The organism is Steroidobacter flavus (assembly GCF_042651805.1).
Classification (GTDB): domain Bacteria; phylum Pseudomonadota; class Gammaproteobacteria; order Steroidobacterales; family Steroidobacteraceae; genus Steroidobacter; species Steroidobacter flavus.
On sequence record NZ_JBHSDU010000003.1, the window covers coordinates 2,139,789 to 2,154,827 of the forward strand.

A 15,039-nucleotide genomic window follows, 5' to 3' on the forward strand; every position below is an offset into this window, starting at 1 on the left:
TTGCTGAGCGAGTGATTGTGGTGCCGGACGGAACGTCCGGTCGTCAGGTGGTCGACCTCGAGAATAGTGTTTGCGTTGGACGCAAAGGCTCCTGGGAGTTGCGCGCCTCGAATGACATACAAGGCTTGCTGAACCATGGAATTCGCTGATCTGAAAGGAGCGTGGATACTTTCCGAAGGCTTTGCGCAGTCCGTTCCGGAGAGCTGCAGAGATCTGACCATTGAAGTATCCGATCGGTGCCTCACGACGTACTCTGGCAAGCAAGTGATCACAGCCGAATGCCAGATCGGACGCAGGCCCAATGAGTTCGTCGTCGTTGTTTCCGCGGTTCACGTGAACGACGAGTTGGGGTGCGACGGCGCGACTCCCGATGAAGTCAGGAGAAGGTACAGAAGGGTGCAGATTTGGCGCCCGGAGGGCGCCGGGATAAAAGTGCTTGCGCCACGCCCCATATTGGAGCTGGTGAAGCTCAAATCCTCTCGGCAGCCCTGAAGGCGCGTGATCGCTTGCCTTATCCGAGAATCGCCTCCCGCTGATACAACTTGATCGCAACCCCAACCAGTAGCGCTCCCAACGCCAGCGTCGTGCCCGCGCAAATCAAAACATGCAGCGCCGGGATCGAATCTCCACGCATCAGGCTTGTTGCGATCAAGTGCTGACTCAAGCTCGGCACGGCCATCAAGCCGGCGCTGGGCTTCGTGCCGGTTACGACGGCGAACATGATTGGCGCGATCGGCAGCATCATCACCACTGACAACCACGACTGCGCCTCGCGATTGCTCCGCGTGAACGAGGCGACGACGGTCATGAGGCCCGCGCCCATGGGCACGAAGGTCATCATGATCGCGAAGATCGTCAGGATCACGCGCGGCCCGAAGTTGGCGGACATGCCGAGCGCTTCCAGTGGAATGTAGGTGAGCACGACGCCGAACGTCGCGAGTGTCAGCAGCAGCGAGACCGACATGAAGGCCGACGTCGCCAGCATCTTGCCGACGATCAGCTGAGAACGACTCACCGGCAATGTGAGCAACGGCTCCAGCGAGCCGCGCTCGCGTTCGCCGGCGGTGGTGTCGATGGCGAGATAGAAGCCGCCGACCAGCATCGACATGAAGCAGAAGTAAGTCATCATGCCGAGGATCAACAGCGACCGTCCGGCCGGTGTGGCCACGTCCAGCGTATGCACGCCGACCGGCTCGATCACCGTCGGGTTGATGCCTCGAACCATCAATCGAAGCACCGCCAGCTGATGGCCATACGCACTGAGCAACTGTCGTGCGCGATCCGCGCTCGGTGAAGTGTTGCTGTTGGACGTATCGACCACCAACGACAGCGGCGCCGACTCACCAGCTTTCAACGCTTTGCCATAGTCATCGCCGACAAGCAGCACCAAGTCTTGCGCGCCCGAGCGGACTGCTTCCATTGCTTGATCGCTTGAAAGGTCTACAGCTGCGACCTGCACGCCATTCTCACGCAGAAACTGCACGAGATTCGGCGCTCGATCGGCGCCGGCGATGGGCAGGTTCAACGGCTTGTCCTGATTTGCGACGGCGCGTTTCGACACCATCGTCGTCGTCAGGCCGAAAATCACCGGCGCCAGCAGCACGCCGAAAAAGAATGCCGACACGATCACGCGACGGTCGCGCAGGTTTTCCAGCACTTCCTTGCGGAAGACGGTCCAGATGGCGCTCATCACGCCACCTCGCCGGGCTGATCGTCTTGATCGGCAGCGCGCACGAACGCTTCTTCCAGATCGGGAGCGCCGGTGGCCTGGAGAATTTCTGCCGGCGTGCCCCGCACGACCACGCGGCCGTGCGAGATGATCACGATGTCGTCGCACAAGGCCGCGACTTCCTGCATCACGTGACTGGAGAACAGCACACATCGACCCGACTCGCGCAGCTCGCGAATCAACTCGCGCAACATGCGCACGGCATTCACGTCGAGTCCGTTGGTCGGCTCATCGAGAATGATGGTCTGGGGCCGATGGATCAGGGCACGCGCCAGGCTGACCTTGAGGCGTTCGCCTTGTGAGTAACCTTTGGCCCGTCGTTCGGCTACGCCGCCGAGCGCGAGGCGTTCGATCAGCTGATCGATGGAGCGGTTCAACTCGGGGCCACGCAGGCCGTGCAGCTCGCCGTAGTAGCGAATGTTTTCGCGACCGCTGAGATGCGCGTACAGCCCGCTCGCATGCGGTAACACGCCGAGTGAGCGGCGCACTCCGAGAGGATCGGTAGCGCAATCGTGGCCGTCGATCAACGCGCGGCCTTCATTGGCACGAATGACGGTGCTCAAGATGCGCAGGGTCGTGGACTTGCCGGCGCCGTTGTGACCGAGCAGGCCGGTGATCTTGCCGTCGCCGGCCGAGAACGAAACATCCTGCAACGCTTGCACCGCGCCGAAGCGCTTTCTCAAACCGTCGACTTGAATCATGGGGCGGGCGCCGAGCGTGACAGCAGGAACGGAGCGGGGGCGACGGTTTTCAGGCACTCGTCGTCGAGCGATTTCACGGTGCCGGCGGTAATGAACTCGGCGACCACGCGCGGCATGCAGCCGACGGCGATCTGACCGTGACCTTGGCCGTCGAGCACGAGGTGCTTGGAGTTCTTCAAGCCCGCGACGATTTGTTCGCCATAACGCGAGGGCGTCACGGGATCGTTGCCGCCGGAAAGCACCAGCGTTGGTATCGAGCTCTGCAGAGGCTTGCCGAAGTCCTGATCGACCGGGCCGCGCGGCCATTGTTCACAAATGCTTCGCATCGCCTGCATGAAGGTTTCGCCGATATAGGTCTTGGCCAGGTCGGAGTCTGCGACGGGGCGCTCGTGCCAGCGCGGGGCGTCCTCACTGCACACGACCGCGAAGTGCATGCCGTTGGCGATCTGAGTATCGAGGCTGCGTTTGATCATCAGATACTGCGCGGCCAGCGCTTGCGGCTGTCCGATCTCGGCCTCGTGAATGAGCAGCGGCAACGTCGAGACGGTTTCATCGGAATAGCTCAGCAACCGAACGGCGGCACTGAGCTCGGCAGCTCCCAACTGTGTCGTTGTCAGCTCCGCGCTCAGGGGATCCGGAATCGAAAGGGGCAGCGGCTTCTCGAGCACTCGGGCACGCAGGGTCGCGAAGGTGCCTGAGATATTTGGGAAAGCGCGCTTGCAGTCCGCGTTCGAATCGCAACGGGCGAAGGCGCGATCGATGGCGGCTTGCGCGTCGAGGGCCACATCCGGCCCCAACGGCAGCTCCGGTGGCACGACACCATCGAGAATCGCGACACGCACTCGTTCCGGATAACGTCGCATGTAGTGCTGTGCGACTCGCGTCCCATAAGACACGCCATATAAGTCCAGTCGTTGATAGCCCAGCGCCGCGCGGACATCGTCGAGATCGCGCACAGCGACGCTGGTGGTGTAGTAGCGCGGATCGCCGGGCAGCTTTTCGAGACACGCGCGCGTCAGCTCGCGCAACTGCTGTGGATCGCTGAACGTAATGTCGCTCTCGTCCGGGAACGTGCAGTCGAGACGATTCGATCGCCCGGTGCCGCGTTGATCGACGATCACGATGTCACGATCGCGCCGGACCCGCGCCAGCGCCGGCGCGATGGAGATATAGAAGTCGCTGGCCGCTTGACCCGGGCCGCCGCTCAGCACGAACAGCGGATCGCCGGCGGGCTCGGTGCGCAGCGAGCGAATGACCGCGACATGCAGTTGGACCTGCTTGCCCGAGGGTTGTTCGCGATTTTCCGGCACCGACAGCCAGGCGCACTGAGCCGCCACGCCGCCGCCGGCGATCTCGCTCTGCAGCCGACAATCCTTGAGCGACAACCTGGCGGCATGCGCCTGGAATGCGCTGCAAAAGGTCAAGGGCAGCCAGCTCACTGCGGCCAGGGCGCGCAAGCTCTTATGAAGGGCCGACATCGATTTCCCGGTGCGAAAGGTCACGGGCTGCAATGGTAGAGGAACCTGTGTGGGCCCGTAACGGTCTGTTACATTCGCACGCCCAACAACTATCTCAACGAGCCCCTGGAGTTACGCATGCGTTCATCGTCGTTACTCGCCACTGTCGCCGCGGTCGCCTGCGCGCTGCCGCTGACGGGCGCCTTCGCCAAGGACGAGGCATTGGCCAAGGCGGTGGCCTCCGAGTCCCGCTCGCCGAATTTCGTGGCGCGCGATAAATACCGGAAGCCGGAGCAAGTGCTCGAGTTCGTCGGCGTGAAGCCGACCCAGACCGTGGTGGAAATCGCGCCGGGCGGCGGCTATTGGACGGAAATCCTCGGTCCTTATCTGCACGATAAAGGCACTTATTACACGGCCATCACGCCACGCGCCGCCAGTGAGCGGGCCGCGGCCGCCGCGGATACATGGCAGAAAAAGCTCGACAGCGACAAAGCGCGCTACGGCAACGTGAAGATCGGTGACTTCGGCGGCGGCAAATTCGAGCCCGCGCCGGCCGGCTCCGCCGATGTGGTCGTGACCTTCCGCAACGTGCACAACTGGATGGGCCAGGGCACGGCGGAACAGGCGTTCGCTTCGTTCTACAAGACACTCAAGCCGGGCGGCATTCTGGTGGTCGAGGAGCACCGCGCGCCGGCTGACAAGCCGCAGGACCCGAAGGCGGCCAGCGGTTATGTGCGTGAGGACTACACCATCGGCCTGGCGGAGAAGGCCGGCTTCAAGCTGGTGGGCCGCTCCGACCTGCTGAACAATCCGAAGGACACCAAGGATTATCCGAAGGGCGTATGGACCTTGCCGCCCACCCTGGCGTTGGGCGATCAGGACAAAGCCAAGTACGAAGCGATCGGCGAGGCGGATAACTTTCTGGTGAAGTTTCAGAAGCCGCAGTGAGGTCCGCCGCGAATTGACTGAGCGGAATTGACGCGCCGAGGAGCCACCCGTGGAAGACGAACAAAAGAAATGGTTGTACTGGGCCATCCCTGTCGTGGTCGCGGTGGCGATCGGCGCGGCGTTGTATTACGGGCGTTCGCATCGGCAGGCGGAGCAGGCCAAGCAAGCGCCTGCTGTCGCGGTGCCCGAGGCCACGACGCCGGCGGCGGAGCCACCGATCCGCAATCCGGTGGCTGAGACGCCGCCGCCGAAGCCGCTGCCGCCGTTGGCCGATAGCGATCCGTCGCTGCAAGAGTCGTTGAGCGGTGTGTTTGGACGCGCGCTCGAGCCGTTTCTGGTGCCGAAGAACATCGTTCGACACACGGTCGTGACCATCGACAATCTGCCTCGCAAGAAAACAGCGGTGCAGATGTGGCCGGTGAAGCCGATCGGCGGCGAAGTGCTTGCTAAAGGGGATGGCGAGGAGATGACGCTCGACGCGAGCAACTACGCGCGTTACGAGCCGGTCATCAAGATCGTGCAGAACATGGATACCTCGCAGGTCGCGACGCTCTATAAACAGTATTACCCGCTGTTCCAGGAAGCGTATGTGTCGCTCGGCTATCCGGACGGCTATTTCAACGACCGGCTGGTCGAGGTGATCGATCATCTGCTGGCGACCCCGGACGTGCCCGGCCCGATCAAGTTGAAACGGCCGAGCGTCAATTTCGAGTTCGCCGATGCCGAGCTCGAAGGGCTGTCGTCGGGACAGAAATTGTTGATCCGCATGGGCAGCGCCAACGCCGCCATCGTGAAGGGCAAGCTGCGCGAGTTGCGCGGTGCCATCGCCAAACAGGACGCCGCGACGAGTCGATGACACTGGGGCGCGGCAGGCGTCAGTGAAGACAGGAGTGTCGTCATGAGCAAAGTCGTGTTCATCTCTGTGGCTTCCGCCGCGGCCTTCGGGCTGTTGAGCTTGCATTTGGTGAAGCAGCTCAAGGCGGGCGAGGCGACGATTGCCGATCTGCAAGCGCAGGTGGCCACACTGAAAGAACAGCAGCAACAGCCGCCGCCGCGCGAAGCAAAGCCACCGGCCGAAGACATCGGCCCGCAGCCGACCGAAGCGATCGGCACACCGCCCAAAGAACCGCAGAAGCTGGTCGGTGTTCTCACGAGCCCCAATCAAGCAGGGCCGTCGGGCATGCCGAATCGCGACGAGCGCATGCGCATGTTTCGTGAGCAGCGCGAGCGCCAGCGCCAGTTGATGCAGGATCCCGAATATCGCGCGGCGATGCGCGTGCAGACACGAGCCAATTTCGCGCGTCAGTACCCGGGCGTGGTTCAGGAGCTCGACCTGGACTCGCAGCAAGCAGACGCGTTCTTCGACTTGCTGGCCGAGCAGCAGCTGCGTGCCAACGACCAGATGCAGGGGCTGTGGGAGATGGAGGGCGTCGATCCCAACGACCAGGCCGCCATGCAGGAACGCAGTCGCAAGATCCAACAGGCGGCGCAGGAGAACCAGCGCCGGAACGAGGCGGAGATCACCGCGCATCTCGGCGCCAAAGCGCAGGCGTGGAAGGAATATCAGTCGACCATGGGCGTGCGCTATGAGCTGGAGAACATGCGCAACACGCTCTCGGCGAATGGCTTGCCGATCAACGAGGAAATGAGCAAGCCCATGCTCAAGGCCATGGCGCAGGCGAGTCAGGCCGACATGCAGGAGAACAACTCTTTCGTCAATCTGATCGGTGGGCCGCAAGCGCTGGCGACGCGCCCGGGCGTCAATCCCGGCGGCTCGGATAACATGGAGCGTCACCTCGAGATCGCGAAGAAGCGCAATCAGCGCATGCTGGATGCGATCTCGCCGTACCTGTCGTTCGAGCAGCGCGCCGCCATCGAAAAACAGCAGGAAGCGCAAATGAAAATGCAGGAAGCCCAACTCCGCCTGATGCGCGCTCAAAGCAAGTCGGAGAACAACGGGGTGTATTTCCTGGAGAGCTCGGGCGTGACCGTCGCTCAGCCGTGATCGGGTAAGACTTCCATGCAAAAGCAACAAATCGCTTCGACGATCGCATCGATGACCGCACTGCTCGGCGTCGCCGCCTGCAGTAAACCCGAGCCCGCCGCACCACCTCCGCCACCGCCGCAATCGTCCGCGCAGGCATCGGGCTCGGAGGAGCTTGGCCAGCCTGCCGATCCGCGCTTCATCGGCAAGATCTGGATGTCGACGACGCTGGGGCATCCGCGCGGCACGATGATGATCTTCCTGCCGGACCGCTCGCTGTTGATGGACTCGTGCTTCGAGACCTACCGCATCTCCAAGTGGGGCGCGGAGGGCGATCGCATCCGCTGGATCGAGGACACCATCCCCATCGAAGGGACGATCTCGATGCCGAGCGATCACGAATTGAACCTGCAGATCGCGGGGCAGGACAAAGTGCAGTCGTATGTCATCGCCGATGTGCCGTTCGTCTGCCCCGATATGCCGCGATGAGTTCGAGCGGAACGTTGCACCGTCGGTGTTTCACGTAAGCGAAATCACCCAACCGTCTTTGCCGACATCGGACGATTGCAAGCGCTGCGACGCTGGTTTTAAAGCGATAACAAACAACCGACGGCCAGCATTTTTTTCACGTCCAGCCGCAATGTTTCTAACGCGAGACGAGTGAATGCATTCGCAGACACTGTCTGAACGTTACGACATTTTGCGCAAACGAACTTCTTCTCGTTAACTGCGCCCCGCCCACGAACGACACTTCGTCACATCGACAAGCCTCAATGCATGCGATGGCCGACCAGGACGAGTCAGGCAGAACGATAGATCGCAACTCTGGGTGAGCGCCGTACCGCGCGCGTAAGCGGTACGGCTCCCGTGTCATACCCGCGAGGATTGTCCATGCGCACTTCAACCAAGTGCACGCCCGGCTTCGGCGTGTCCGCCCTCTTTTTCGCGCTCGTCTGCGCGCTCTCTCTGCTGAGCGGCATCGCTCAGGCCACACCGACGATATCCGGCACGCCGAAAACGACGTTCGGTGTGAACTCCTGGTATAGCTGGGCGCCGACCGCGCGCGACCCTGCTGTCGAGCAGCGCACGCTGCGCTATTCGATCGTCAACAAGCCCTCGTGGGCGTCGTTCTCGGTGTACTCCGGAAAGATCGAAGGCGCGACGCCGGCGACGCCGGGTACCTGGTCGAACATTCGTATCACTGTGAGAAGCGCGACGGGCACCGCGACCCTGCCGGCGTTCTCGATCACGACGTACCGGCCCGGTACTGGCGGCACGACCAATCGTCCGCCGGTCGTGAGCGGCACGCCGCCGACTTCGGTGACCGCGGGTACCGCGTACTCGTTCCGTCCGACGGGCTCGGATCCTGAGGGCCGCACGCTGACCTGGTCGATCACGAATCGTCCCGCGTGGGCGACGTTCAACACCTCGACCGGTGCGCTCACGGGCACGCCGACGGCCGCACAGGTTGGCACGACCTCCGGCATCGTGATCGCGGCGAGCGACGGCGCCAATCGCACCGCGCTTCCGTCCTTCAACATCGCCGTCAATGCGGCTGGCAGCAGCACGGGCTCGGCCACGCTGAGCTGGACTCCGCCGACCGCCAACACCAACGGTTCGACGCTGAGCAATCTCGCCGGCTATCGCATCTACTACGGCACGAGTGCGAGCAACCTGTCGCGCACCATCCAGGTGGCCAACGCGGGCGTGACGCGCTACGTGGTGCCGGATCTGGCGGCGGGCACGTGGTACTTCGCGGTTCGTGCGTACACTTCGACGGGCGGCGAAAGCGCGAACTCGAACACCGGTTCGAAGGTCGTCCGCTAGTTCGTGAGTTTGCAAGCTGCTCTCCCGTGGCCGACACGGGGCGGGAGAGCAGCGCGCACCGGCTACTGCCGGCGGCGTGACAGCCAGTCCACCATCGTGTTGCTGACCAGCTCCGGCGCGTCCTGCTGCACGAAGTGATTCGCGCCAGGGACGGTGACGATGGTCAAGTCCTTCTCCACCCATTGCCACGTGCCATTGAGCGCGCCCGGCAGCAGCGCCTGATCCTCCAGGCCGTGGATCATCAGCACCGGCACTTTGACCTTGGGGAACGTGAAGTTCTCCGGCGGGGGCGGTGCATCGGGCTTCGGATAGTTCGCCTTGTAGTAGTTGAGCATCCCTTCGACGTCCGATTGCTGGAACGCTTGCAGATAACGAGGCCGCACGGCTGGATCGGTGACCCATTGCGTCAGGCGCTCCAGCGAAATGACCTTGTGCGCGTCCGGCTTCTGGAAGTTGAAGGCGTACTCGCTGTTTTTCTTCTGCTGAGGATTGGTGGCGATCTCGCGCGCGATGCCGGCGGGGTGCGGCAGATTGCATATGATCAGCAGCCGCGTGATATCGGGCCGGCGCATCGCCACGTTCCACGCCACCGAGCCGCCCCAGTCATGACCGACGATCGCTGCGCGCTCGACCTGTTCTGCTTTGACCACCGCAGCAATATCGCCCACCAATAACGGCATGGCGTAGTTCTCCACGCCCTTGGGCTTGTCCGAAAGGTTGTAGCCGCGCAGATCGACAGCGGCCGCGCGATAGCCCGCATCGGCGAGCGCCCGCATTTGTTTGCGCCACGTGTACCAGAAGTCCGGAAAGCCGTGGACCATCACGACCAGCGGTCCCTGTCCCAGTGCCGCATAGTGGATCTTCACGCCGTTGGCATCGGCGTACTTGTGCTCGACCTGATCCCACACATCCGTCGTGTCGGCCATCGCGATTCCCCCTTGCAGGACTAACAGAACAACTGCCCAAGCCCAGCTACGCATGCGAGCTCCTTCGCTTCCGTGCCCGCGCCGACTATATAACGGTGTCTGATTCGTTACTGCCCGACAGTAGGACCCAGTCCGCCGCTGTGACAGTCACTCCTATGCTCGCTGTGCGGATCGGGCCTATGATGGACGCGTCCTCCAACCGGTCGGAGCTTCGTATGTCTCTTCGCGGCAAGACACTGTTCATCTCGGGCGCCTCACGCGGTATCGGACTGGCGATTGCGGTGCGGGCGGCGAAAGACGGCGCCAATATCGCCATCGCGGCCAAGAGCGATCAGCCCAATCCCCGCTTGCCGGGCACCATTCACACCGCGGCCGAAGCGATCGAAGCGGCCGGTGGCAAAGCGCTGCCCATGCAGGTCGATATTCGCGACGAGAACGCCGTCGCCGAGGCGGTGAAGAAAACCGCCGAGCATTTCGGCAGCGTCGACATCCTGGTCAACAACGCCAGCGCGATCTCGCTCACCAGCACGCTCGACACGCCGATGAAGCGTTTCGATCTGATGTTCGGCGTCAACGTTCGTGGCACGTTCGTGTGCTCGCAAGCCTGCATTCCCTATCTCAAGGAATCGGCGAAGGCGGGCCGCAATCCTCACATTCTCAATTTGTCGCCGCCGTTGAGCATGAAGCCGCGCTGGTTTGGGCCGCACGTCGCGTACACGATGGCGAAGTACGGCATGAGCATGTGTGTGCTCGGCATGGCGGAAGAGTTTCGCGCCGACGGCATCGGCGTCAACGCGCTGTGGCCGCGCACCGTCATCGCGACGGCTGCGTTGAATGTCATCGCGTTGGCCGATCCAAAGAAAGGTCGCAAGCCGGAGATCATGGCGGATGCAGCGCATGTCATCTTGACGCGCGATCCTCGTAGCTGCACCGGCAACTTCTTCATCGACGATGAAGTGTTGGCCAGCGCGGGGACCGCGGATCTGGATCAGTACGCGGTCACGCCCGGCACCAAGCAATTCCAGCCTGACTTCTTCGTTGACTGACCGTGCAACGGCTGGCGTTTTTTTTCCTCGCGATGGTGTCGACGATGAGCGGACCGGTGCAAGCGCAATCCTCTGCAACGAGCGGCAAATGGGCGACGCTGGACGGCTCGCCGCCGCTGGTGATTGCGCATCGGGGCGCGTCGGGCTATCGGCCCGAGCACACGCTTGCATCTTATCTGTTGGCTATCGAGTTCGGTGCCGACTATGTCGAGCCCGATCTGGTCGCGACGCGCGACGGCCATCTGATCGCGCGCCACGAGCCCCTGCTGGACGACACCACCGATGTGAAGTCGCGGCCGGAGTTTGCGTCACGCAAGAGCACCAAGACGCTCGACGGCAAACCAATCACCGGCTTCTATGCCAGCGACTTCACGCTCGCAGAAATCCGTCAGCTGCGCGCCGTGCAACCGAACCCGGCGCGCTCCAAAGAGTTCGACGGCAAGTTCACCGTGCCGACCTTCGAAGAGATTCTGGACCTGGTCGAGCAGGAGTCGACGAAGCGGGGGCGGCGCATCGGCATCTATCCGGAAACCAAACATCCCGCGTTTCATCTGCAGTTGCAGTTGCCGCTGGAAGATCGATTGCTGGATGCGTTGAACCGCCGAGGCTTAAACAAGGCCGGCACGCCGATTTTCATCCAATCGTTCGAAAGTGCGAACCTGCAGTACTTGCGGGACAAAACGCCGTTGCCATTGGTGCAGCTCATGGACGACGGCGCGCTCATCTACGACCAAAGCGGCACGCGCGTCGTGCGAGTCGCCATCCCTGACTACGGCGATCCCCGCGGTGGCGAGCGGCCGAACAGTCTCGCCGACGTGGCGAAGTACGCGAACGCGATCGGCCCGTGGAAGCGGCAGATCCTGCGCGATGTGGGACAGCCGAAGCTGCTGACGACCACCGTGATCGAGCAGGCCCATCAAGCCGGCCTGCGCGTGCATACCTATACTTTTCGTAATGAGCCGGCGACCCTGGCGCCCGAGTACAACAACGATCCGCTGCAGGAATACCGGCGCTTCTACGACCTGGGCATCGACGGCGTGTTTTCCGATTTCTCCGATACCGCGCTCAAGGCGCGGGCGTCACGCTGATCGACGGCCAATCGCGCACCCAACAACACACGTGATCGAACCCTTCGAGGGTTCGCTGTTGCGCGCGGGGATAGCGAGCGAAGTAACGTTCGGTGGTGGATGGCGGTACGACGAGATCGTTCGCGCCACGCAAATGGAGTTCAGGCCAGGGATGCGGCTTGTCGCTCAGTGCCGGATTCAACGATTGCGACAGCCGTAGATACTTGTGATGGTCGGTCCACGCATCGGTATCGAGGTTGGCGCCGATGGTAACGACGGACGCGACGTCCTCGAGTCGTTCCGCAATCAACACCGCCAGCGCGCCACCGCCGCTGTAACCCACCAGCGCAATGTTTTTCGCGCCTACGCGTCGTTGCACCTCGCGAACGGTTGCCACCATGCTTTCGACCACTTCGGTGGAATAACGCGCTCCGGTCCAAAGCTCGAAGTGACATTTGTCTGAGCGAAGGCCGTTGTAGCACGGACGTGTGACGTACGCGGCCGGCGCCGGCGAGCGCATCAACATTTCCAGCGCCACCGGCTCACGCGTGGTGGGATCGTTGCTGGGGGTGCGGCCGAGCCAGGGAATACCGTCGCTTTCCAGAAATAGGGTCAGCCGTTCGGTGGCATGATCGGCGCCGGCGCTGCGTTTGAGATAAACGACGCTGGGAAACGAGCCCGCCTCAATATGAACGACTTCGAGGCCGGCCTCGCGAGCTCGCTGATCCAGCCGCTGCCCGGGCGAGGTGCAGCCGCCGAGAAACAGCGTCGCGACCAGCACGGCATTAAGGGCAACCCTGAGCTTCATGACACGCGATTGCGACCTGCGTCACAACGGAAGTCAACCCCGGGCGGCACAGTTCGCCCGGCCGTAACGGCCGGATGCCTGCACTAAAGACCCGTTGCGGTCGCGGGATAGTGGCGGATAACTACGCAGCAGCTCATACGAATAACCCAAGGGAGAGCTTGCAATGAAGGTAGCGGCGCTCGGAGCAGCCGGACGGACGTTGGCAGCATGGATGGGCGGCGTCGCGTTGCTCGCGATGGCGCCGTTGGCACAAGCCATTCCGCCGACTTTCACCAGCCAGGTCAATATTCCCATTCCCGGGCCCAGCCAGAGCGTGATCGTCAACTTGCGCGCGGCGGGTGTGCTCAGCGGCTCGCCCGAGACCGATCTCATCGACTTTGGCCAGGGCATCATGCTCAACCGCGGCGGGGTCATCACGGCCAGCAACCTGACCATCGATGTCTTCGATCTCAACGACGCGGGCGGCGTCTGCGTCCAGGTCAGCAACGCCGGTAACTACACGCCCATCGCTGGCGACGTGTTGTCCGTGACGATCACGGCCGACAACGAGCTGGGTCAAACGGGTAGCGGCGCACTCACGATCGTCAACGCGCCTGGCGCGGGCATCGTCAATCCAAACAACCAGGCGCAAGTGGACGCCTGCGCGGATCCGAACCAAGCACCGACCGTCAGCATCAACGGCGGTAGCCGCACCGTGAACGATACCGACGGCGCGCCCGGCGAGAACGTGACGTTCAGCGCGACCGCCACCGATCCGGAAGGCGAGACGCTCACCTATGCCTGGTACGGCAGCGATGGTGAAACTCAACTTTCCACCTCGCCGAACCCGACGATTGCTCTGCCAGACGGCGTTTCGACCGTCACGTTGATGGTCCGCGACGCCACCAACGAGTTCACCGGCGGCGAGCCCACTCTCTCAAGCGTCACTATCACCGTCGGCAACGCCACCGGGCCGACTGCAAACGCGGGCGCGGATCGCAGCATCGCCGATACCGACCACGAGGTAGGTGAGAACGTGACGCTCGACGCCAGCCTGTCGACCGACACGGACGGTACGATCGCGACCTATCGCTGGTCGCGCATCACTGACGGCGAAACAGAAGAGTTGCTCGGCACCACCAGCGCTCCGACGCTGCAGGTTCGCTTGCCGGACGGTGAGAATCTGATTCAGCTGCTGGTGATCGACAACGCCGGCCTGCAAAGCACGGACACTGTGACTATTACTGTCGCGGACGGCCCGGTGATCACGACGCTCTCCGATATCCCGAATCTGTCGCCGAACCAACGCCGCGTCGCGCTGGCGTTGGATCGTATCTGCGGCCAGCTGCGCGATCTGTCCGAGCTCACATCGGATCAGCAGGATCTGTTGATCCGTTGCAACGGCCTGCAGATCAACAACACGACAGAGAATCAGCGCGATGCGCTCGACGAGCTGGTCGCCGACGATTTCGCCGTCGCGCGCACGCAGACGCTGTTGTTCGCGAACACTCAATACGCCAGCGTGATGGACCGTTTGATGGCGCTGCGCGGTGGCGCGAAGGGCCTGAGCCTGGCGGGTCTGAATATCATCGTCGATGGCAAGCCGGTGCCGCTCGCCCAGTTGCACGACATGGTGACGAGCATGTTGGGCGGCGGCGCCAGTGCCGACGATGAGCCGGGCGGCTTGCTCAGCGATAAGTGGGGCATGTGGGCGCGTGGCAATTACAGCTTCGGCGAGAAGGATCGTAATAGCAGCAGCCCGGCCTTCGATGCCGATCAGTGGGCGTTGGTCGGCGGTCTGGATTATCGATTCAACGACAAGCTGGTCGGCGGCGTGTCGCTGGCCTACGGACAATCGAGCATCGACTTCAATCCGCGCAAAGAGGGCGGCCTCGATACCGATACGTGGGCGGCCTCTTTGTACGGCTCCGTGTATGTGGCCCGGAATCTGTACTTCGACGCCATCGTCAACATCGCCAACGCCGACTACGGCGCCGATCGCAATATCACTTATGTGGACGGCACGGGATTGGTAAACGTCGATGCGCGCGGCGACACGAGCGGCATGACCTATAGCGCCGGTCTTTCGGGCGGCTATGACTTCCTGGTCGGAGGACTGACGCTGTCGCCGACCATCGGCTTCTTCTACATCGACGCCACCATCGACAGCTTCACCGAGAGCGGCGCCGCCGGGTTGAACCTGATTTACGACGAGCAGACATTCCAATCGTTCACGGGCAACCTGGGCTTCCGTGTCACGTACGCGTGGAACCTGAGCTGGGGTGTGCTGTTGCCCCACCTGCGCGTCGACTACGTGCGCGAGTTCAAAGACGACGTCGATGTGTTCGGCGTACGTTTCGCGGCGGATCCGAATGCGACGAGCGCGCCGCCGATTCTGGTGGAGACCGACAATCCCGACGAGTCGTACTGGCGTCTGGCCACCGGCCTGTCGGCGCAGTTCATCCATGGCATTTCGGGATACATCGAGTATCAGCGCCTGGAGAGCTTCGAGTTCATCAGCTTCCAGGATGTGAGCATGGGCCTGCGCTTCCAGAAAAGCTTCTGAT

At 62.6% G+C, this 15,039-nt stretch carries 13 protein-coding genes; 8 read left to right on the forward strand and 5 right to left on the reverse strand.

Annotation, left to right across the window (positions count from 1 at the left end; genetic code table 11):
• Nucleotides 1-511: 511 nt before the first annotated feature.
• The 3 genes from ACFPN2_RS14795 to ACFPN2_RS14805 are packed head-to-tail and all read right to left on the reverse strand — an operon-like array spanning nt 512 to nt 3,908.
• The gene (locus ACFPN2_RS14795) at nt 512-1,690 is read right to left on the reverse strand and encodes an ABC transporter permease (protein ID WP_380597787.1); all 1,179 of its coding nucleotides are present in this window, start codon (nt 1,688-1,690) and stop codon (nt 512-514) included.
• Nucleotides 1,690-2,430, reverse strand: a complete 741-nt coding sequence (locus tag ACFPN2_RS14800; protein WP_380597789.1) for an ABC transporter ATP-binding protein — start codon at nt 2,428-2,430, stop codon at nt 1,690-1,692. Before ACFPN2_RS14800 ends, ACFPN2_RS14795 begins: the two co-directional genes overlap by 1 nt.
• Nucleotides 2,427-3,908, reverse strand: coding sequence for an alpha/beta hydrolase (locus tag ACFPN2_RS14805; protein WP_380597790.1), 1,482 nt, complete (start codon nt 3,906-3,908; stop codon nt 2,427-2,429). The genes ACFPN2_RS14800 and ACFPN2_RS14805 overlap by 4 nt, the downstream gene beginning before the upstream one ends.
• A 117-nt stretch (nt 3,909-4,025) precedes the next feature.
• Here ACFPN2_RS14805 and ACFPN2_RS14810 point away from each other — a divergent pair, with 117 nt between their 5' ends.
• The 5 genes from ACFPN2_RS14810 to ACFPN2_RS14830 all read left to right on the forward strand — a co-directional run bounded on the left by ACFPN2_RS14810 (nt 4,026) and on the right by ACFPN2_RS14830 (nt 8,646).
• The gene (locus tag ACFPN2_RS14810) at nt 4,026-4,835 is read left to right on the forward strand and encodes a class I SAM-dependent methyltransferase (protein WP_380597792.1); all 810 of its coding nucleotides are present in this window, start codon (nt 4,026-4,028) and stop codon (nt 4,833-4,835) included.
• Nucleotides 4,836-4,884: 49 nt separating this feature from the next.
• Nucleotides 4,885-5,691, forward strand: a complete 807-nt coding sequence (locus ACFPN2_RS14815; protein WP_380597794.1) for a DUF3014 domain-containing protein — start codon at nt 4,885-4,887, stop codon at nt 5,689-5,691.
• Nucleotides 5,692-5,733: 42 nt separating this feature from the next.
• Nucleotides 5,734-6,840 carry a hypothetical protein gene (locus ACFPN2_RS14820; RefSeq protein WP_380597796.1) on the forward strand — a complete coding sequence of 369 codons (1,107 nt, stop codon included), beginning with the start codon at nt 5,734-5,736 and terminating at the stop codon, nt 6,838-6,840.
• Nucleotides 6,841-6,855: 15 nt separating this feature from the next.
• The gene (locus ACFPN2_RS14825) at nt 6,856-7,308 is read left to right on the forward strand and encodes a hypothetical protein (protein WP_380597798.1); all 453 of its coding nucleotides are present in this window, start codon (nt 6,856-6,858) and stop codon (nt 7,306-7,308) included.
• Between the two features lie 402 nt (nt 7,309-7,710).
• Complete coding sequence (locus ACFPN2_RS14830; RefSeq protein WP_380597800.1) at nt 7,711-8,646, forward strand: putative Ig domain-containing protein; 936 nt, start codon at nt 7,711-7,713, stop codon at nt 8,644-8,646.
• A 62-nt stretch (nt 8,647-8,708) separates the two neighbouring features.
• Here the strand turns inward: ACFPN2_RS14830 and ACFPN2_RS14835 are convergent, their stop codons facing one another.
• Nucleotides 8,709-9,626: an alpha/beta fold hydrolase gene (locus ACFPN2_RS14835; RefSeq protein ID WP_380597802.1), complete on the reverse strand. Its 918-nt coding sequence runs from the start codon at nt 9,624-9,626 to the stop codon at nt 8,709-8,711.
• A gap of 161 nt (nt 9,627-9,787) precedes the next feature.
• On the opposite strand from ACFPN2_RS14835, the gene ACFPN2_RS14840 reads away from it, so the two are divergent.
• Together ACFPN2_RS14840 and ACFPN2_RS14845 are read left to right on the forward strand one after the other, a co-directional pair.
• Entirely contained in the window at nt 9,788-10,618 is an 831-nt protein-coding gene (locus ACFPN2_RS14840; protein ID WP_380597804.1) for an SDR family oxidoreductase, read from the forward strand.
• Between the two features lie 44 nt (nt 10,619-10,662).
• The gene (locus ACFPN2_RS14845; RefSeq protein WP_380597806.1) at nt 10,663-11,706 is read left to right on the forward strand and encodes a glycerophosphodiester phosphodiesterase; all 1,044 of its coding nucleotides are present in this window, start codon (nt 10,663-10,665) and stop codon (nt 11,704-11,706) included.
• Here the strand turns inward: ACFPN2_RS14845 and ACFPN2_RS14850 are convergent.
• Nucleotides 11,684-12,493, reverse strand: coding sequence for an alpha/beta fold hydrolase (locus ACFPN2_RS14850; protein WP_380597808.1), 810 nt, complete (start codon nt 12,491-12,493; stop codon nt 11,684-11,686). The two genes, ACFPN2_RS14845 and ACFPN2_RS14850, sit on opposite strands and share 23 nt — an antisense overlap.
• A 163-nt stretch (nt 12,494-12,656) precedes the next feature.
• On the opposite strand from ACFPN2_RS14850, the gene ACFPN2_RS14855 reads away from it, so the two are divergent.
• A complete protein-coding gene (locus ACFPN2_RS14855) occupies nt 12,657-15,038 on the forward strand; it encodes an autotransporter domain-containing protein (protein ID WP_380597810.1) in 2,382 nt (793 codons plus the stop codon).
• Nucleotide 15,039 lies beyond the last annotated feature (1 nt).

Bases quoted from the DNA above. Each gene is read 5' to 3' on its own strand.
- ACFPN2_RS14805 (WP_380597790.1), bottom strand. From the start codon at position 3,908: ATGTCGGCCCTTCATAAGAGCTTGCGCGCCCTGGCCGCAGTGAGCTGG.
- ACFPN2_RS14820 (WP_380597796.1), top strand. From the start codon at position 5,734: ATGAGCAAAGTCGTGTTCATCTCTGTGGCTTCCGCCGCGGCCTTCGGG.
- ACFPN2_RS14840 (WP_380597804.1), top strand. From the start codon at position 9,788: ATGTCTCTTCGCGGCAAGACACTGTTCATCTCGGGCGCCTCACGCGGT.
- ACFPN2_RS14850 (WP_380597808.1), bottom strand. From the start codon at position 12,493: ATGAAGCTCAGGGTTGCCCTTAATGCCGTGCTGGTCGCGACGCTGTTT.
- ACFPN2_RS14855 (WP_380597810.1), top strand. From the start codon at position 12,657: ATGAAGGTAGCGGCGCTCGGAGCAGCCGGACGGACGTTGGCAGCATGG.
- ACFPN2_RS14795 (WP_380597787.1), bottom strand. From the start codon at position 1,690: ATGAGCGCCATCTGGACCGTCTTCCGCAAGGAAGTGCTGGAAAACCTG.
- ACFPN2_RS14800 (WP_380597789.1), bottom strand. From the start codon at position 2,430: ATGATTCAAGTCGACGGTTTGAGAAAGCGCTTCGGCGCGGTGCAAGCG.
- ACFPN2_RS14830 (WP_380597800.1), top strand. From the start codon at position 7,711: ATGCGCACTTCAACCAAGTGCACGCCCGGCTTCGGCGTGTCCGCCCTC.
- ACFPN2_RS14825 (WP_380597798.1), top strand. From the start codon at position 6,856: ATGCAAAAGCAACAAATCGCTTCGACGATCGCATCGATGACCGCACTG.
- ACFPN2_RS14835 (WP_380597802.1), bottom strand. From the start codon at position 9,626: ATGCGTAGCTGGGCTTGGGCAGTTGTTCTGTTAGTCCTGCAAGGGGGA.
- ACFPN2_RS14845 (WP_380597806.1), top strand. From the start codon at position 10,663: ATGAGCGGACCGGTGCAAGCGCAATCCTCTGCAACGAGCGGCAAATGG.
- ACFPN2_RS14810 (WP_380597792.1), top strand. From the start codon at position 4,026: ATGCGTTCATCGTCGTTACTCGCCACTGTCGCCGCGGTCGCCTGCGCG.